Source organism: Virgibacillus necropolis, assembly GCF_044793635.1.
Lineage (GTDB): Bacteria > Bacillota > Bacilli > Bacillales > Amphibacillaceae > Virgibacillus_F > Virgibacillus_F necropolis_A.
In genome coordinates this window covers 3,574,580-3,592,242 of sequence record NZ_CP084992.1, presented here as the reverse complement: position 1 = coordinate 3,592,242, position 17,663 = coordinate 3,574,580, and the positions used below count along the sequence as shown (strand labels likewise).

The window sequence follows — 17,663 nt, the reverse complement described above, 5'->3', positions numbered from 1 at the left end:
ATTGATGTAATTATTTCACACAAGAAAATGCCAATACAACAGGTATTCTTTTTCTTCTTTGGTACTCTTCATCACTAGTAAAATGTTCCCGTTCAGGCTTTCCTTCCCGTAAATCTTTTACAGAAAACCCTACTTTAGTCAGCGTTCTGAAATACTGTTCAATTGTGCGATGATATTTTACAACTACCTCATCAATCCATGGTTCTTTTCTTTCCCCTTCATGAAAATAATCATCAACGATCCAATTTTCACGTTTCTCACCGGATTGTTTACTGATAAAGGAAGAAGTAGTTAAGGGATGTTGGACACTGAATATGAATTTACCATCTTCTGTTAAGGATTTATATACATTTTGAAAAAGCTGATGGATATCGGAAACATAGTGTATCGCAAAACGAGAAGTTACCACTTCATATTCGTTTGCAGGGAAATGAAAGGACTCCATTGTTTCGTGATGAATCGATCCATTTAATCCAGCTAAATTAGAATTCGCAAGTGTAATCATTTGTTCTGATCCTTCCACACCTGTGAAAACTTTCGCACCCTGATTTAGCAATTCCTTACCAAATGATGCATCCCCGCAGCCAAGGTCTACTATACTTTTCCCTTCAAAATCTCCAAGAAGTTCATACATGATTGGACCTTCAATAGCATTATTAGGACTGTCTGGCCTGTCTCTTCTTCTCATATAGTTTGCTAAAAAATCTTTATTATCGTAAACACCTGAACCTCTAAATACCATATATTTACATCCTCTCGCATTTACCTACAATTCCTTTTTTTTAGTCTATCACAACTACCTGATTATCTATGGGAAATTATGTTAGTATTAGTTAAAAGAACAGTTTGATAGGAGAATGGTTGATGGCAACAACTTCTGAACAAAAAAAGAGTAAAAGTCCTTGGGGATGGATTGCTGTAATTGGACTCTTCCTATTGTCAAAAGCAAAATGGCTATTGGTTGTCTTAAAGATCGGGAAGTTCGCAACGCTCGCTTCCATGTTTGTATCACTTTGGGCATATGCTTTATTTTATGGGTGGAAATTCGCATTTGCGATCATCTACCTAATTTTCATCCATGAAATGGGACACCTTGTGGCAGCTAAACTGAAAAAAATCCCGACTAGCCCTGCAGTCTTTATTCCATTTTTAGGCGCGGCAATTGGAATTGATCCGAAAAAAATTAAAGATGCAAAAACAGAATTTTTTGTAGCGTATGGTGGGCCATTAGCTGGCTTACTATCTATTATTCCAGCATTTGTTTTATACACAGTAACCAATGATCCTTATTGGGTACTTGTCATGCAACTGGGGGCCTTAATTAACCTATTTAATTTATTTCCTGTGTCACCGCTTGATGGTGGACGTATTGTGAGTGTCTTATCACCAAAAATTTGGTTGATCGGATTGATTGTGTTGATTCCAATTATCTTTCTCTCACCAGATCCAATTCTTTTCTTAATCTTTATTTTTGGTTTTTTCACTTGGTGGGGACAGTATAAGGAAAGTAAAAACGTAGTAATTATGGAGCATGAAGCAATGGTTTTAACAAACATAAACAACGAATTTGAACGTTTCATGTATAGCTACGATAAGGAGTATGATGATGAACGCAAAAGAAATGAATTCACTACCCTTTATAACAAACTCAACGGACAAAAGGACAAGGTCAGTCGTTTTCTTTCAAACAATTCAGGGTTCAAGTTCCCTATATTCCAAGAAAAGCAGCGACTATCGATCAAGAAACATCATGCAGAAGAAAAAGCATTAAAAAATACGTTAAATATTATGGGCCGGGAAAAGTATAATATGGAAGAAGATCCTCAATTTGACGTAATTATTGAGCATACACAAGAGAAAAATGAATCCAAACGTAAAAAGATTAATAATGAAGTCAAACGAATTAAAACATATTATCGGACTTCTTTACAGACAAAAATTAAATCGCTATTCCTCTATCTCGGGTTAGCCATTTTACTTGCAATCATCCTCGTTTATGCGATGAATCTGTTAGAAACAAGTCCATTAGCAAACCTCTAAACAATAAAAATTGCGTCTCTACTCATTGTAGAAACGCGTTTTTTATTGTTTGCTTTTCTTCTCATAAACATGAAAATAATAGTCAAATGGATTCTGGTCATTTTTAATTCCTTTTTCAACAGATACTTCTTTCCACTCACTATAATCAACCTCTGGAAAAAAAGTGTCTCCATTGAATTCGTGGTCAACTTTGGTAATATACATCTTTTCTACGTATGGATGAAATAGCTTATAAATATGTTCTCCACCGAAAATGAAAATCTCCTCTTCATCTGTACATAATGTAAGAGCCTCTTCAACGGAATGTACAATCTCACAATCTGCACAGCTATAATCCCTATTCCGTGTTATGACAATATTTCTTCTGTCTGGCAGAGCACCATCAAGTGAATCAAGTGTTTTCCTACCTAAAATAATCGCATGTCCCCTCGTAATATTTTTTACATACTGCCAATCATTCGGTATGCTCCAAGGGATGTCATTATCTTTTCCAATTACTCTATTCTTGTCCATTGCAACAATCAAAGAAATCTTCATAATGAAACACATCCTTTATTACGATACTTTTAAGCGCATTCTCACCATTTTGGTAATGTGACCATATAGGTTATCATCAAACTCAGAAACTGTTTCGAATCCCTTCGCTTTATAGAAACCTTTTCCGGTAATATTTTCTTTCTCTACGTTTATATAAATCTCATTTACATCTTGTATGTTTTTGATTCCTTCATTCAACAAAGCTGTTCCTATTCCGTTTCCTTGTGTTTCCGGCAACAAATAAATTGCTCCAAGTTCAGTTGCTCCTCCATCTTTCACAGGTGAAAAATTGGCATATCCTAAAACCCGATTATTTTCTTCTGCAACAAAAATAAATGACCGTTCAAGCCGGTTCTTCAGCATTTCTTCATTATAAGAAGCATTCAAAAAGTTTTCTTGAATTGCGAGTGGTATTATCCCTTCATACGTAGCATTCCAGGTTATTTTCGCTACCTCCTGAACCTGCTGGATATCGTCTTTTTTCATCTTCCGAATAATATAATTCATTTTGATAAACTCCCTTATTTCTTTTCTAATAAATTTCCCCTTTTAATTATTCGACAAATAATACATATTCCCTGCAAAATCACCGGAAGAATTATATCCACCACAATACAATGCCAGGTTTGTGGAGTGGGAAAACTGTAACAGAGTAAAATAAAAGCCCACAATTTAAGTGGACCTAATATCATTTATACTTCTTTTTGAGTCTTTTGGGATTTTGTTACCTTTTTTCTTTTTTCTTAATCGATAAAAGATATAGATGGCGGTTAGTACAACAAGAACTAATATGGCGTAAAGCTGAAACTCTTCCATAATCGATTTAACCGATTTTAGATGACCTACACTTCCTAACCACAATACACCAATTGTCCACGGGAGAATTCCTAATAATGTTAACGATAAAAAAGTCCATTTGTTTACTTTCAGGGTTCCGGAAACGTAGGATATATAATTGCCGAGCCCCAGTGGCCTAGAAAAAGCTATGCTCCATATACCACACTTCTTAAACCATCGCTCCGCTTTTTCTATTTTTTTACGGCTTGTTTTTTCTTTTAGCTTCTCTTCAAGTTTGTAACCGATTAGATAAGGAATGATGCTGAAACCTGTATATACCGCACTTGCTAGTAGACCATACAATACAACTTCTATAAATGAGAGTTGTAAGATATAACCGAAAACCAGTGTTACTAACCCACCTGGAAAAGGAACAGATGAGGCTTCAACGGCAAGAGATGCCAGCAACCCCCATATCCCATATTCCTGTATAAAATCTACTACAATCTGCAGCATTAATAAAAACCACCTTCTTTAACTTGGACCATCAGCTAATCTTTCTAACTTTCTTATGTAAATGTGTTGCATCCTGTAATACGTACCTTCCCTTAAAGTTCAACTACTAACCATCCACCTATAACTAAAAAATGAGTATCGGCTTTACTTAGTTATTGTTTTCGTTAAAATGTAAGTAGAGGTAACTTTTCGTAATGAAGGGAATGCAATAATGATGACGCAAATTAGGAAAGTACTAAGAAACTTAAAATCGCTAGAAGGACCGTTTCCGGATTTTGATAGTAACCACTTACCTAATAACCCAGCTGATTTGTTTCAGCAGTGGTTAACGGTTGCAATTGAAAAGAGTGTACGTGAGCCTCATGCGATGACGTTATCAACTGTTGATAATGATGGCGCACCAGACGCAAGAGTTTTAATTCTTAAAGATGTCACTCCCAATCATTGGTATTTTGCGACGTCGTCTGCGAGTAGAAAGGGAGAACAATTGGAGTCGAATCAAAAAGTAGCATTGACGTTTTATTGGAAGGAAATTGGACGACAGGTTCGCATCCGAGGAACTGCTTGTGAAATGGATCCATCGACAAGTGCAAAGGATTTTTTAGGAAGATCGATTAGTTCACGTGCCCTAGCTTTAATTGGAAATCCAAGTCAAGAAATGAAAACGCGGGATGAATTAGATAAGGCTTTAGTTGAAGCAAACAAACTGTTACAACAGGATCAGCAAATTGTTAGTACTAACTGGAAATTGTATGCAGTACTAGCAGACGAAGTCGAGTTTTGGCAAGGTGACCCTGAGCGAAAACATACTAGGGTAAAGTATCAGCGAGATGGTGAAAGTTGGAAGAGTTATTTGTTATGGCCATGATTTTCGAACTTACTAGTAAAAGCTATCTCAAAAAGTTGAGATAGCTTTTACTTTGCAAATTCCTTATTTCATGTACAAAATTCCTTATTTTTACCTATCCTTACCTTCCAATTTCACTCCAATAAATTTCATCTCAGTCATATCTTCTATCGCGTATTTCACGCCTTCTTTTCCCATTCCGCTCTGCTTGACACCGCCATATGGGTGGTTATCCTGCCTGTACGTTGATATTTCGTTAATCCAGACACCACCCATTTCGAGTTTATCTGCAACACGTAATGCCCGGTCAATATCTTTTGTGAAAACGCCGGCTTGAAGACCATAGACGGAGTCGTTTGAATAACCGACCACCTCATCTTCAGTATCAAAAGGGATGACAGATACAATAGGTGCAAACACTTCATCCGCTATTACTTTCATGTTTTCATCAACATTTGTCATGATTGTAGGAGACAAGACGGTACCATTTCGTTCACCGCCTGAAGCAATTTTTGCGCCTTTACCCGCAGCATCATCAATCCATTCTTTTGATCGTTTAGCAGCTTCTTCATCAATCATTGGGCCGATATCGGTAGAGTCGTCTGATGGATCACCAATCTTTAATGCTTCCGTATTTTTAATGTACTTTTCAAGAAATGTATCGTAAATATCCTTCTGTACATAAACACGTTGGGCGGAGATACAGACTTGCCCGGAAAATGCAAACGCCCCTTTAACTAATGCTTCAGCAGCATAATCAATGTTTGCATCGTTAAACAATATATTTGGTGAGTTTGAGCCTAGTTCAAGTGTAACTTTTTTGAAGCCAGCAGATTCCGCAATACTCTTTCCCACCTTCAGGCTTCCTGTAAAACTAATTTTATGCACTTTGTCGTGAGTAACAAGTGGTTCTCCAACATCTTTACCTGTTCCAATAAGGAGATTGATGACACCATCAGGTAATCCTGCTTCCTGAAATAATTGAACGAGCTTATAGGCTGTAACAGGAGTTTTTTCTGCCGGCTTAAACACCACTGTATTACCAGCCGCTAATGCTGGTGCTAGTTTATGCAACGATAAGTTTAAAGGAAAATTGAAAGGCGTAATAGCTCCAACTACGCCCAGAGGAACTCGTTTCACTAACCCCAATCGATTTTGACCACCAATCGCTGCATCCATTGGAATTACTTCGCCAGTAATGTTCTTTGCAAGCTCAGCAGCAAAACGCATGACCTGAACAGAGCGTTCCACCTCTCCGCGACTACCTTTGATTGGCTTCCCAGCTTCCTTACAGATGGTTACCGCAAAGTCCTCCTTTTTTTCTTCCAATAAATCAGCTGCTTTCTGTAAAATAGCTGCACGTTCGTGTGCAGGCATGACTTTCATAGTAGAATGAAAAATGTTAAAAGAAGAATCTACAGCATCATCAAGATCTTTTTTCGTTGCCAGCTTTAGCTCTGCAACATTTTCCTGATTATACGGGTTCACAACCATCATCGACTCTCGAGATTCTTCCTTTCGCTCTTTACCGTCTATAATCGAACCAATCTGCATGTTACATACCTCCTTTTAGCAATTGATATTATCAAGCTTTTCCGTTAGCTTCATGTTCTCGCTGTAATCAACAGGACAATCAATTAGTACAGGTTTATTCATGCTAATTGCTTGCTCCAGGGTAGTTTTTAAATCCTCGGTTTTTTCCACTTTCATCGCTTCAAACCCATACGATTTAGCAAATTGTATAAAATCTGGATTTCCAAAACTAATATGTGAAGACCGCTTGAACGCCTTCATTTGATGCCATTCAATTAGTCCATAGCCTTCATCTCTCCATAATAAAATTACAATCGGTAGGTTCAGGCGCATCGCCGTCTCTAGTTCTGCACTTGTCATCTGGAAAGATCCATCACCACATACAGCAACTACATTCCTGTTAGGGTACACCATTTTGGCCCCAATCGCACCGGGAACAGCAACCCCCATTGAGGCCAAGCCATTAGAAATCAGGCATGTATTGGGTTGATAGCAATGAAACATTCTTCCGACCCACATTTTATGCGCACCCACATCCGATATAACAATACTTTCTTCGTCTAAAACTTCACGTAAATCGGAAATGATTTTTTGTGGTTTTACAGGGAAACTTGTGTCATTTTGAAAACTTTCCAGTTCATCCAGTGCCTGCTTGCGAACTGATTGAATCCATTCAATGCTTCTTTCTTTTTTCGGTATGGCTTGCATTAATTTCTTGATATTTTCTTTGATATCACCAATCACATTTAATGCAACAGGATAGTTAGCATCCGTTTCCGCTTCCTTTGTATCAATGTGTAAAACTTGTGTCGTAGCATTTGGGTTCCAATTTTTCGGTGGGTATTCTGCGATATCAAAACCAATCGCGATAATCAGATCAGCATCATTAAACCCACAAGTGATATAGTCTTTCCCACCCATACCAGCCGTTAGCATACTGCGTTCATCTGTCCAAGGTAGTGCTCCTTTCCCCATGAAAGTATGGACGACAGGGATATTCGTCTCTTGAACGAGTGAACGAAAATGTTCAGCAGCATGATCTCTTGTAATGCCATTGCCAGCTAAAATCAATGGCTGTTTGGCTTGATCAATTAATGTTACTGCTTTTTCAATAACAGGATCATCTGCTTCATTCATCGTGTGATCAACTACAGGAAGCGGGGATTCTGCCACTTCCATTCCCGCAATATCCTCTGGAAGATCAATGTGCGTCGCACCAGGCTTATCATGTGTGGCAACACTAAACGCTTTCCGTACTACCTCCGGAACAATCTCAGCCTTTTTGACTTGCGCATTCCACTTCGTTACTGGCTCATAAATGTCAACAATGTCATAATACTGATGTGAAATTTTGTGCTGACGCTCAAGTCCCGCTTGCCCCGTAATGGCAACAATTGGGCATAAATCCATATTGGCGTTTGCAACACCAGTTAACAGGTTCGTTGCACCAGGTCCAAGTGTAGCTAAACACACACCTGGTTTTCCTGTTAATCTTCCATACGTACCAGCCATAAAAGCCGCACTTGTTTCATGTCTTGTTAAGATAAAATTAATACTCGAACCATGAAGCGCATCCATGACATCAATATTTTCTTCACCTGGAACACCAAAGATATATTCAACACCCTCGTTTTCCAAGCATTTGACGAGTAATTCAGCTACTTTCATAAATCAACATCCTTCACAAATTAAGTACTATGTATTTTTAGTATAAAGAGCTAATTTTATTTACATTATTTATAAAACCTCTAAAAATTGACGCCCTCTATGAGTCCATGTCATCATTATAGTTCCCAGAACCTTTTGTACTATCCTGCTTAGATTGAATTAGGGAAGTTTTTTCATACCATAAAAAAAAGGTACATTCTTCGTAAAGAATGCACCCGACTTTTCTTGATTATTAGTAGATTAGCAAAGACCTTATAATTCAAATTCCCATTCTTCTTTTAATAACAAATAAAGGATTAGAAGGGTGTTTTCTAATTCACGAGTAGTCTTGTATTCCGTTTCCAATCCAACTTTTGAAAACAGAATCGTTGCTATTTCTCTCGTTAGCTCTCCTCTTTCTGAGTATGGTAATTGTAATAAGCGGTTGCTATACGTTTTTAACAGATTCCACTCTTTCGTTCCAAGCGTTTTCAATGTCCACTCATCAATACTTAAATCACTTGCCTGAAGCCCTCTAAATTCAATTTCCTTCTCAATGGAAGACATCTTCTTATTCCGTTTTCCCTTTCTTTCATGAACAACAATTGTACCAGCAACAAGATCCCCTAACCGCTTATGCTTAGGATGGAAGAAAACCATCGTCATCCCAACCAAATAGCTTGCTGGTAACGAATCAATAATGCGAAGCAGATTTCGAATTAGGCTGGAAAGTACTGTCAAACTATGTCCATTATCTTGAATGACTCTTATTCCCAACATTTTTTTGCCAATTGTTCTTCCTCCTGAAAAGTACTCTACAACAAAAAAGTAACCCCAATTGATAAGAAAAATCAGAATTATTGCTATTGCAATGGGTAAGGATGACAATTCCGGCAAGGACAACAAAGACATTTGGTCGAATTCAACAAAAGACATACCGACAATAACTAAGACGCTAACTACTGTTAAAATTAGTTGATCAATAATCAGTGCAGCAGCCCTACTTCCTAAGCCTGCTAATTGAAACTGTAAGGAAACAAATTCAGGTGTTTTAATTTCGACTTGTTCTTGATTAATAACAAATACCTTCTTTCTCTGTTAAATATTACGATAACTGTTTCTATTTTCTTGCAATTTATTTATAATTGATAAAGTGATATAAAAGAGGTGTCAAAATGAATGTCAAACAATTTGTTAAGCAGCACCGTGATGATTGGAAGCAGCTTGAACAATTAGTAACAAAATTACATAAAAACAGAAGAAACCTTACAGCTGCTGACATTGGGCAATTTAATCGACTTTATCAAAAAGCAGCCCAACATCTGTCCTACAGTCAAACTTATTTTCCAAATGAAGATGTTACAGCATACTTGAATGGGATTGTTTCCAAATCTCACAACCTATTGTATAAAGATCAGGTTTCCAGTATGAAACAACTTCAACACTTCTTTAGTACTACATTTATTGGATTGATTCTAGAACAATGGAAGTTTATCGTTGTTGCGATGCTTTTATTTACAGTTGGTGGCTTGGCAAGCTTTATTGCTGTCCTAAATGATCCTAGTAATCTTTATTCTGTCATTCCAACTGAGATGGCTCAAGGAGTTGACCCAGACAAAGTGGGTGCTGGTCAAGAGTCAGTTGATTCCCCGTTTATGTCTGCGTATATTATGACAAATAATATCCAAGTCGCTATCATGGCTTTTGCTGGTGGAATTACATTTGGGCTGCTGACCGTTTATTTGTTGATCTACAATGGAATCATGGTTGGAGCACTTGCAGCGTTATTTTGGCAGTCCGGGAAATCCTATGAATTTTGGGCTTTTATCGTGCCACATGGAATGATTGAGCTTACAGCCATATTTATTGCAGGTGGTGCCGGATTACTCATGGGCTATAAGCTATTTGTTCCAGGTCAATTTTCAAGAGGATACCAGTTAAAAGTGCAAGCAAAGCGCTCTGTTCAACTATTACTTGGAACTATCCCATTGTTTGTCATAGCAGGTATTATTGAGGGATTTATTACTCCAACAACCCTGAGCCTGGAAATAAAATATCTCGTTGCTTTCATAACTGTAATTGGTTTGATTCTCTACCTGATTGTTGGTAATTTGATGCTAAGAAAAAACGAATCTATAGCAGGCCTCGATTCATAATATCAATGTAATGGGAAACGGCTGCAGTTGCCAGTCGTTCCTCTCTTACCTCTATCAGCTGCAAACCTTGTTTTTCCCACTTAATTTTTTCTCTTTTTCTCGTGTTAATTTGCTGCTGAGCAATCCCTTTTACTATTGCTTTTTGTCTAGTAACAGGTTCTGCTTTTGCAGTGGAAAATAACATCTCATCTTCTATTCCAATAGTTAAAAACAGATGCTTTTGCCTTAGCCTTTTCACATGGACAAGCGCACTCTCTTCAAGGAGAAGTGTACCTACATCACTAAATAATAATAAAAGACTTCTTTTCTTCTGAACTGTTTGTAAATAGTTGAAAACGGCTGCATAATCAGGCTCGCTCGTATCCACTTTTATATCATAAATCGATTGTAGGATACTCTGCAGATGATTGGTTCCTTTTGCGGCAGGAACAAATACTTTTACATCCTTAGAAAAAGCAATAATCGATACATAATCCCCTTTTTTTAGTGCGGCTGCAGCAACGGTAATCGCTGCTTCTAACGCTCTTTCCAGACGGTTGCCTTTTTTCATTTCTGCGCCCATGATTCTCCCACAATCAATTAAAATCGTAATGTATTTTCCATGTTCTGGTTCGTATTCATTCGTCATGACCTCTTGTAATTTAGCAGTTTGACGCCAGTTGATTTTTCGAGGATCATCACCAACAACATAGCTTCTTACCTTGTTGAACTCCCCTGCACCACTTTGTTGCTTGCGAATCTTTAACCCGTCGGCAGTTAAAAATTGTTGTGCATTCTCTAAATAGTACTTGGTATCTGTTAAATCAGGAATGACCTTGACGACATCCTTCAGTACAATAGTCGTTTGTTTTTCCCACAAACCAATCAAGCTACTATAGCGTACATAAAGTTTCTCAAGCCCATATTTGCCTCGTACAGTTGCCTTCGTTTGATATGTAATGTTGGAAATGGCTTGGGTTTCAACCCTTCCATCAACAGGAAATTCCTTGTGAAATGATTGCAGCATGTCATCAACGAAACGAACCCTAATTGTATGAATAGAAGAGTTATTTATTTCAATTGTGACTGGATAGGAAATCCCCCGTTCCATCTCATCAGAAATAGAACGTTTGAAGGACAGCTGATTCTTTCTAGGAGATTGCATTAAATCTAGTAAACTAATGAAAAAGAAAGCAATGTTAGCAATAATGATAGTAGTCCACGATATCCCCCAAAGCGAAAGCAACGAAATTCCACTTGAAAAAATGATAAATAAAACGAGTAAACGCTTTGTTGGCAGAATTCCCCTACCTTGGAACAGGAATCGACCCCACAAGCTCTTGAATAATTTGGTCAACGGTCGCTCCCTCCAATTCTACATGTGGGGATAATTGAATACGATGTCTTAACCCCGGTCGTGCTACCATTTTGATATCATCAGGTGTTACATAGTCTCTACCGGTAATATATGCCCAAGCTCGTGCTGCTTTACCAATAGAAATCGCGGCTCTCGTGCTAGCCCCAAACCGTATCGATTCTGATTCTCTTGTTTTCCTAACTATTTTCATAATGTAGTCCATAATGTCGTCGTTTAAGGTTATTTGTTCTATTTCATTTCTAATTGCTACAAATTGTTCGATATCCATAACTTTCTCTTCATTCGTAGTTTCATAGCTTTTATCCAATACCTGTTTCAACACCATTGTTTCTTCATCAAATGTCGGGAAATCCATTTGAAGTTTGAATAAGAACCGATCCTGTTGTGCTTCTGGTAACGGATAGGTACCTTCAAACTCTATTGGATTTTGAGTTGCTACTACAAAGAAGACTTCGGATAAAGGGTATGTTTCACCTTGGATAGTTACCTGCTTTTCTTCCATCGCTTCCAGTAGTGCAGCTTGTGTCTTGGCAGGAGTACGGTTAATCTCATCTGCTAACAATATATTGGTAAAAATAGGTCCCTTTAACATTTGAAATGAACTATCTTTCATATTGAAAATGGTACTACCAGTAATGTCGCTTGGAAGTAGATCTGGTGTGAATTGAATTCGATTAAATGAACCACCAAGTAAATTTGACAATGTCCGTATCATCTGTGTTTTACCGGTACCTGGCACCCCTTCGATTAATACATGGCCACCAGCTAAAATAGCAGATAGCAAGAGTTTCAGATTCGTGTTTTGACCTATAATGCGTTCTTCATACTTATTTAGTAAGGATGTTAGTTCGTTCCTCATCCCTATCCACCTCTTTCCTCATTCTATCTATTTTTTCCGCCCACACTATGTATTCCTGTTTACTAATTTTTTCTTTCTCTAAAATACTGGTTAATCCAGCTAAAAACGTTCGAATTTCACTACTGGGTATATGAGGCAGTTTCTTCTCCATTTGTTCAGTTATGTCCCGCCATTCTTTATGATAAGGAATTCCTAAGCATTCTTGTATGAGAAGCTTTAAATAATCCGCCTGGATAACGATTGAATCATGATAGTTTCGACTTCTAAGGTTCCAGGCTGCTAATGCTTTAATTCGTTCATCGCTAAATCTGACTGTTTCTTCTCTTACAGTCAAAATTGGACCAAATCGTTTACCTTGATACCATAGCCAAACAACTGTAAGAAGGATTAATTGAACCGAAAAAACTAACAACCATTTCGGGTACACCGTTAAAATAGTTGCGGTATTTTCCTCACCGTGAATATATTCATCAAATACGATGCTGGTCCGCGCCTGACTTCCTTCATTAATGAGTGACAAGACAAGGGGTAAATGATCTTTCTTTAGTAAAGTCCCATTGGTCATCCACCCAGGTGTATTACCAACAATTAATTGCCCTTTTCCATAAGCACGTTTGAAAGCAATTGTCCCTAAGTCATCATAAAGCAAAATCGTGTCCTGTTCAGTTGTTTTTAACCTTACAGAAGAAAGGGCCTTGGCACGATGTTTCTCTCCTGCCTGGTCATAAACATGTTTAGGAGCTTCCTCTTTTATGTACGTCGTTTTCAAATCAAACATTCCATTAGGATTCGATTGCAATAAGAGAATGGTATTACCTGATTCCATAAACGCCTTATAGGCTTCCATCTCATTTGCGCTAGGTATAAATAAAGGTTCTACCATAATAAGTAATTGATTATCTTCCTGCTTTGGCAATAGCTGTGGCCGATGAGACCACTTGTCAGCATCTTCTAAATAAGTATAGAGACCCTTAACACCTGTTGGAGAAGGAGAACCTGTAACATAATTCGGATAATCCTTAGGCTCAGGTGAAGTGACCAAGTAACTAATGACTATAAACACGAGAAGCATACTTACAAGCCAAAGCCATGTTTTTCCATTCGAAATTGATTTTTGCAATGCTCGCTCATTCCACCTTCCTGTCTATCCCTCCAAGGGCTTACTACTGTCTTTCTCCTCCAGCCAGTTCATTACCTTGTTTTTATATTGGATAAATTCTGTTTGATTAATTGTTCGTTCTCCATAAGCAACCTCATCAAATACCAGGGCCAGATTATAAAATTGTTCTGCCCCGTCTTGATTAACGTTACGAAGTTCATCATAATACTCCCAATTTGTTTTCCATATTCTAGCCTCCAGCCATTCCTTCTCATGAAAATAAAGAAGCAACGCTAAAAAAAGATGGCGTGTAGAAATGGAATACTGGTATAAATCCTCTTGTTTTCGAGCTTCTGACAGATGATTGCGGAAGGACCAATTCATTTCATTGATGGATTGAAGTGGTTTGTTGTCGCGTAATGCCTGCTTGCGATGGTAATTGTGTCGAGCCAAAAACACTAATAATAATACAACTAACACGATAATAATCAATATCAATATTCCTTCAGCCGCACCACTTGATGGCTCAAATGATGAAAACATGTTAGATAGTAAATCTGCTAACCAACTTTTCGCACGATCCCACCAAACTTCAAGAAAATTTCTATTGTCCTCGTAATAAACCTGATATTCTTTTTGACTCAAAATATTCCCAAGCTCTTCTTTTGCCCGACTCTCATCAAACATCTAAGTATCACCTACTATCGTTGGAAGAAGTTAACTTCTTCTGAATTGCAAATAAATTAACCTATTGGTATTTTCATGATCCGGTATGGTAAACCGATTTTCTGCTGGATAAACTCTCTACTTGTGCTCCGTGTAGTCATCAATCATATCCTTTATATCATCTGCATTCACCCTTATTCTCAAATCGAAATACATGATGGCATACCCTACAGAAAAGATGATTGTGGTAAATATGGAAACAATGTTAATAATCACACCGTATAACACGCTATTACCTAATAGGAGTGTGACCGGTATTTCCACAGCTGAACCAATAATGGCGGTAATAAGGCCCAAGATAATATATAGCCCTAATAAAAACCATGATCTTTTTCTTGTAAGATTCCAACTTCTCGATAAACCAGGAGCGTCTCCTCCAAATGCTACAACACCAAGATAAAAACTCCATCTGATTAACAAAAGCGCAATAACTAATCCTAAAGCTATAAACAGGATAATAGAAATTCCTATGCCTGCAATTGGATCGACGAATGAACCAGCTACACCTATAAATATCAATATAATAAGAGGTACAACAATTATACTAATCCAGATTAATAAATTTAAGAGAGTACTACCTAAAATTGCCCAAAATCTGGAGAAGGCCTTTTTAATTACAGAACCAACTGTATAATCTTCGTTTTTCCTAATATGATTAACCATATATAAAATAGCTACCTGTGCAACAGCTAACAAAATAATGTGCGGCAACCCTAGCAAGATAAATGCTAAATCAGCACCTACACTACTTGTAGTAGCTGCCCCTTGGTCAAAACTAGCTACAAATTGATCTAGCCAATTGCCCCCAGCACCTACTTCCCTAAAAAGGTTCTTTCCAGATACTAATTGGGTCAGTGCCTGCAATAGATAAATCGGTCCAATTAGAATCAACAAGATCAAGAAAAAATCCGAGAATCGGTTTTTAACTAAACGAAATGTATGATCGAGGATCTCTCCAAACCCTTTTGGTTTACTAAACTGCTCATTCATTACAATATCCCCCTGTACTAATTTTGTTTCAATAAATTAGGCTCTTTTCGTAAGCTTTGTTGCTATTTTATCCTTGTTAAAAATTTTGTCATAACATACCGCTCCGGAAATATACTACGCTTTCCGCGGGCTTGCGCTGAGCCTCCTCGCTCGCAAAAAACGCTCACTGTGGGGTCTCATCGTCTTCGCTTTTCCCGCTGGAGTCTTCGTATATTTCCTTCGCTAGCACGGCGTTTGATTGGAGCGTAGGGCAGTCGACTTCTGTGGGAAAAGTAACAGCTGAAGATCCCACAGGAAGCTGAAGTGTTGCCGGCGGAAAGCGACTACCCGAAGCGGAAATCAACATTGTCGCATGTCGCAGTTGATTTCGTGGAAAAACAACAATCTTTTTAGAAAACTACCATAAATTAATTCTATCATTAATCTAGTGTATTATAGTGGAAAATATTGAAAATTATTGGAAAAGTATCGGTTTATTATTTAGAAGATATTTTGACCACCACCGTGTTTGCTAATATGTCGTACAGAGACCGTTTCTTTTTTGTGAAAACCCCAGTCAGAATATAAGTGAATATTAGCGCATAAATTAAGGCACCAATAAGATAGTAATTGAACGGTACTTCCCCATCACCTACATGAATCAAACGGAAAATCAGATAATGCGACAGCTCCCAAGGTAAAAACTTCAGGACCGTTCGAAAAATCGAGCTTCGCAAAGATAAAGCATTTAAATTTTTATCAACTACTTGGATTCCCGTTTTCTTTTTCCCAAATGACTGTCCACCAATCACCGAATCGCTGATGATAAAATAAAGCGAAACCGGCAAAGTCACCAACAAAAGCCCTGTAAACTGAGCCACCACTACTGATCCATTAAACAATTCCTGTATAGATGGAAATAGAAATCCACTCGGTACAACAATTACAACTAAATAAGCAAAAATCAGTACGTAATCAATCATAAAAGCTTTGAGACGGAGCAATAATGTAGCGTTCATCTGTTAACCTCTCCCATTTTAGATTTCACACATATACATTATTATTCGACTTACACTTTAAATAAGCCTCCTATTCTTCAAGAATACTAATTGTTACACAATCTGCTTAATTTATATCGGACTTCGCGTTTGAAATGAATCAGAAATGGTGTTTTACTGTCTTTAAATTTATAAGATATTAGACTATTTCACTACCTTCTACCTAAATAGACTAGATTATTTAATCAATTTGCCAAAAGCCGTGTTCAATGACCAATCCTTAGCTTTACTGTCGAATATACTACTTATAAACAAGCTAGGGAGGATTTTTATGGGGAATTATAAAATAGTTGTTGAAACTACTAATAGGAAGAAAAGTGCCCAACAGAAATATAATTTAATAACTAGAAATAAAATTAATGCTGACATTAGAACCTACAAAACTGATAACGGGGAACTCTATAGTGTAGAAGTTGGTCCATACTCAGGGAGAAAGCAAGTTCTTCAAGACGTAGATAAAATTAAAGGCCTGGGAATAACAAATGCCTTTATTACAAGTGCATAAGGAACTTTATACATTTAAAATTCACTATTGTTGTTCAACCAAAAAATCCTAACCGCCTTTAATTCATAAAGGGCAATTAGGATTTTTTGTTATTCAGTAATTTTCACTATGCATTATTCGCTTGGCAAAGTAGATATATATTTCTTCACTACTTCATAGACATATTCTTGATTTGCAGCTGCTGTGTTTGGATTGTACTTCCCACCATTAACTTTATTATTAGATAGTATTCTAATTCCTAGGAATGGTATATCATAAGCTTTAGCAATTTGAGCTGCGGAGGCAGTTTCCATTTCCTCTACAGATGTTCCATACTTATTATGGAACCATTTTATTCTATCAATTTCATTATTCCATACATCTGCAGAGCCTATAGTACCCTCGACAATCTTACCTTTCGTATATTTATCTTTTACTGCATTAGCAGCTACAAGTAAATCCTTATCTCCCTTGTAGTAACGGATTTTTTCAGCATTAGGATCTTCTCCTGCACTTCCTTCAGAAGCCATTAGGTCCATAGGTTTCCATTCAGTTGGGTCAATTCCTTCGTTTTCCCCTCTTTCTGCTGTTTTTAATGAACCTATATTTACAGATCTTTTTCCTAAAACAATATCGAATACGTGTAAATTAGGATCATGGCCGCCTGATGTTCCCTGGTTGATTATTGCTATAGGGTTATATTTTTCAATAGCTATAGCTGTAGCAGCTGCCGAATTTTCCATTCCTTTACCTGTTTTTGAAACTATTACAGGATAATCGTCTACAGTACCGATATAAAATTCAAAAGTTGTTCCTGATTTCACCTTTTCAACATTCTCTAACCTTTGTGCAAATTCTTCGGCTTCTATTGGCATTGGACCTTGAACGATAATAGGCCTTTGAGAATTTTCTTTTACAGTTTCAGACTGAGGCTGTTCATTAGAACTGCATCCTGCAACTACCGATAATAAAAGTACAGTAATAACGGCTAATAAAACGTTCCTTTTTGACAGTCCTTTTCTTTGCTTCTTCGTTTCTTCCACTATGTTGTTCCTCCT

Annotated in this window: 18 protein-coding genes; 4 read left to right on the top strand and 14 right to left on the bottom strand. The window is 37.4% G+C overall.

What is annotated here, in order from left to right; genetic code table 11:
• Nucleotides 1–10: 10 nt before the first annotated feature.
• Nucleotides 11–742, bottom strand: coding sequence for a class I SAM-dependent methyltransferase (locus LG329_RS17810; RefSeq protein WP_404452178.1), 732 nt, complete (start codon nucleotides 740–742; stop codon nucleotides 11–13).
• Between the two features lie 122 nt (nucleotides 743–864).
• On the opposite strand from LG329_RS17810, the gene LG329_RS17805 reads away from it, so the two are divergent.
• Nucleotides 865–2,040, top strand: a complete 1,176-nt coding sequence (locus LG329_RS17805) for a site-2 protease family protein (RefSeq protein ID WP_404452177.1) — start codon at nucleotides 865–867, stop codon at nucleotides 2,038–2,040.
• 42 nt (nucleotides 2,041–2,082) lie between these two features.
• Here the strand turns inward: LG329_RS17805 and LG329_RS17800 are convergent, their stop codons facing one another.
• From LG329_RS17800 to LG329_RS17790, 3 genes are all read right to left on the bottom strand, one after another.
• Nucleotides 2,083–2,577: a dihydrofolate reductase gene (locus LG329_RS17800; protein WP_404452176.1), complete on the bottom strand. Its 495-nt coding sequence runs from the start codon at nucleotides 2,575–2,577 to the stop codon at nucleotides 2,083–2,085.
• Between the two features lie 18 nt (nucleotides 2,578–2,595).
• Entirely contained in the window at nucleotides 2,596–3,084 is a 489-nt protein-coding gene (locus LG329_RS17795) for a GNAT family N-acetyltransferase (RefSeq protein ID WP_404452175.1), read from the bottom strand.
• Between the two features lie 165 nt (nucleotides 3,085–3,249).
• The gene (locus tag LG329_RS17790) at nucleotides 3,250–3,870 is read right to left on the bottom strand and encodes a DedA family protein (protein WP_404452174.1); all 621 of its coding nucleotides are present in this window, start codon (nucleotides 3,868–3,870) and stop codon (nucleotides 3,250–3,252) included.
• A 211-nt stretch (nucleotides 3,871–4,081) separates the two neighbouring features.
• On the opposite strand from LG329_RS17790, the gene LG329_RS17785 reads away from it, so the two are divergent.
• A complete protein-coding gene (locus tag LG329_RS17785; protein WP_404452173.1) occupies nucleotides 4,082–4,738 on the top strand; it encodes a pyridoxal 5'-phosphate synthase in 657 nt (218 codons plus the stop codon).
• A 90-nt stretch (nucleotides 4,739–4,828) separates the two neighbouring features.
• On the opposite strand, the gene LG329_RS17780 is transcribed toward LG329_RS17785, so the two are convergent.
• The 3 genes from LG329_RS17780 to LG329_RS17770 form a co-directional block, all read right to left on the bottom strand.
• Nucleotides 4,829–6,271 carry an aldehyde dehydrogenase family protein gene (locus tag LG329_RS17780; protein ID WP_404452172.1) on the bottom strand — a complete coding sequence of 481 codons (1,443 nt, stop codon included), beginning with the start codon at nucleotides 6,269–6,271 and terminating at the stop codon, nucleotides 4,829–4,831.
• 15 nt (nucleotides 6,272–6,286) lie between these two features.
• Nucleotides 6,287–7,918: an acetolactate synthase large subunit gene (locus LG329_RS17775; protein WP_404452171.1), complete on the bottom strand. Its 1,632-nt coding sequence runs from the start codon at nucleotides 7,916–7,918 to the stop codon at nucleotides 6,287–6,289.
• Nucleotides 7,919–8,170: 252 nt separating this feature from the next.
• On the bottom strand, nucleotides 8,171–8,974 hold the full coding sequence (locus LG329_RS17770) for an RDD family protein (RefSeq protein WP_404456760.1): 804 nt from the start codon (nucleotides 8,972–8,974) through the stop codon (nucleotides 8,171–8,173).
• A gap of 98 nt (nucleotides 8,975–9,072) precedes the next feature.
• On the opposite strand from LG329_RS17770, the gene LG329_RS17765 reads away from it, so the two are divergent.
• The gene (locus LG329_RS17765; RefSeq protein WP_404452170.1) at nucleotides 9,073–10,053 is read left to right on the top strand and encodes a stage II sporulation protein M; all 981 of its coding nucleotides are present in this window, start codon (nucleotides 9,073–9,075) and stop codon (nucleotides 10,051–10,053) included.
• Here LG329_RS17765 and LG329_RS17760 read toward each other — a convergent pair.
• The 6 genes from LG329_RS17760 to LG329_RS17735 form a co-directional block, all read right to left on the bottom strand.
• Complete coding sequence (locus LG329_RS17760; protein ID WP_404452169.1) at nucleotides 10,031–11,389, bottom strand: DUF58 domain-containing protein; 1,359 nt, start codon at nucleotides 11,387–11,389, stop codon at nucleotides 10,031–10,033. The genes LG329_RS17765 and LG329_RS17760 overlap by 23 nt on opposite strands.
• Nucleotides 11,340–12,269 carry an AAA family ATPase gene (locus LG329_RS17755; protein WP_404452168.1) on the bottom strand — a complete coding sequence of 310 codons (930 nt, stop codon included), beginning with the start codon at nucleotides 12,267–12,269 and terminating at the stop codon, nucleotides 11,340–11,342. The genes LG329_RS17760 and LG329_RS17755 overlap by 50 nt, the downstream gene beginning before the upstream one ends.
• Nucleotides 12,238–13,389 (bottom strand): DUF4350 domain-containing protein, encoded by a 1,152-nt coding sequence (locus LG329_RS17750; RefSeq protein ID WP_404452167.1) that lies wholly within the window; start codon nucleotides 13,387–13,389, stop codon nucleotides 12,238–12,240. Before LG329_RS17750 ends, LG329_RS17755 begins: the two co-directional genes overlap by 32 nt.
• A 24-nt stretch (nucleotides 13,390–13,413) precedes the next feature.
• Complete coding sequence (locus LG329_RS17745) at nucleotides 13,414–14,055, bottom strand: DUF4129 domain-containing protein (protein WP_404452166.1); 642 nt, start codon at nucleotides 14,053–14,055, stop codon at nucleotides 13,414–13,416.
• A 117-nt stretch (nucleotides 14,056–14,172) separates the two neighbouring features.
• Complete coding sequence (locus LG329_RS17740; protein ID WP_404452165.1) at nucleotides 14,173–15,084, bottom strand: hypothetical protein; 912 nt, start codon at nucleotides 15,082–15,084, stop codon at nucleotides 14,173–14,175.
• Nucleotides 15,085–15,560: 476 nt separating this feature from the next.
• Nucleotides 15,561–16,082, bottom strand: a complete 522-nt coding sequence (locus LG329_RS17735; RefSeq protein ID WP_404452164.1) for an RDD family protein — start codon at nucleotides 16,080–16,082, stop codon at nucleotides 15,561–15,563.
• A gap of 310 nt (nucleotides 16,083–16,392) precedes the next feature.
• Between LG329_RS17735 and LG329_RS17730 the strand changes: the two genes are divergently transcribed.
• A complete protein-coding gene (locus LG329_RS17730) occupies nucleotides 16,393–16,626 on the top strand; it encodes an SPOR domain-containing protein (RefSeq protein ID WP_404452163.1) in 234 nt (77 codons plus the stop codon).
• Between the two features lie 113 nt (nucleotides 16,627–16,739).
• Here the strand turns inward: LG329_RS17730 and LG329_RS17725 are convergent, their stop codons facing one another.
• Nucleotides 16,740–17,618, bottom strand: a complete 879-nt coding sequence (locus tag LG329_RS17725; RefSeq protein WP_404456758.1) for a 5'-methylthioadenosine/S-adenosylhomocysteine nucleosidase — start codon at nucleotides 17,616–17,618, stop codon at nucleotides 16,740–16,742.
• Nucleotides 17,619–17,663 lie beyond the last annotated feature (45 nt).

Coding starts and splice junctions, on each gene's coding strand:
- LG329_RS17810 (WP_404452178.1), bottom strand. CDS start 742: ATGGTATTTAGAGGTTCAGGTGTTTACGATAATAAAGATTTTTTAGCA.
- LG329_RS17805 (WP_404452177.1), top strand. CDS start 865: ATGGCAACAACTTCTGAACAAAAAAAGAGTAAAAGTCCTTGGGGATGG.
- LG329_RS17800 (WP_404452176.1), bottom strand. CDS start 2,577: ATGAAGATTTCTTTGATTGTTGCAATGGACAAGAATAGAGTAATTGGA.
- LG329_RS17795 (WP_404452175.1), bottom strand. CDS start 3,084: ATGAATTATATTATTCGGAAGATGAAAAAAGACGATATCCAGCAGGTT.
- LG329_RS17790 (WP_404452174.1), bottom strand. CDS start 3,870: ATGCTGCAGATTGTAGTAGATTTTATACAGGAATATGGGATATGGGGG.
- LG329_RS17785 (WP_404452173.1), top strand. CDS start 4,082: ATGATGACGCAAATTAGGAAAGTACTAAGAAACTTAAAATCGCTAGAA.
- LG329_RS17780 (WP_404452172.1), bottom strand. CDS start 6,271: ATGCAGATTGGTTCGATTATAGACGGTAAAGAGCGAAAGGAAGAATCT.
- LG329_RS17775 (WP_404452171.1), bottom strand. CDS start 7,918: ATGAAAGTAGCTGAATTACTCGTCAAATGCTTGGAAAACGAGGGTGTT.
- LG329_RS17765 (WP_404452170.1), top strand. CDS start 9,073: ATGAATGTCAAACAATTTGTTAAGCAGCACCGTGATGATTGGAAGCAG.
- LG329_RS17755 (WP_404452168.1), bottom strand. CDS start 12,269: ATGAGGAACGAACTAACATCCTTACTAAATAAGTATGAAGAACGCATT.
- LG329_RS17745 (WP_404452166.1), bottom strand. CDS start 14,055: ATGTTTGATGAGAGTCGGGCAAAAGAAGAGCTTGGGAATATTTTGAGT.
- LG329_RS17740 (WP_404452165.1), bottom strand. CDS start 15,084: ATGAATGAGCAGTTTAGTAAACCAAAAGGGTTTGGAGAGATCCTCGAT.
- LG329_RS17735 (WP_404452164.1), bottom strand. CDS start 16,082: ATGAACGCTACATTATTGCTCCGTCTCAAAGCTTTTATGATTGATTAC.
- LG329_RS17730 (WP_404452163.1), top strand. CDS start 16,393: ATGGGGAATTATAAAATAGTTGTTGAAACTACTAATAGGAAGAAAAGT.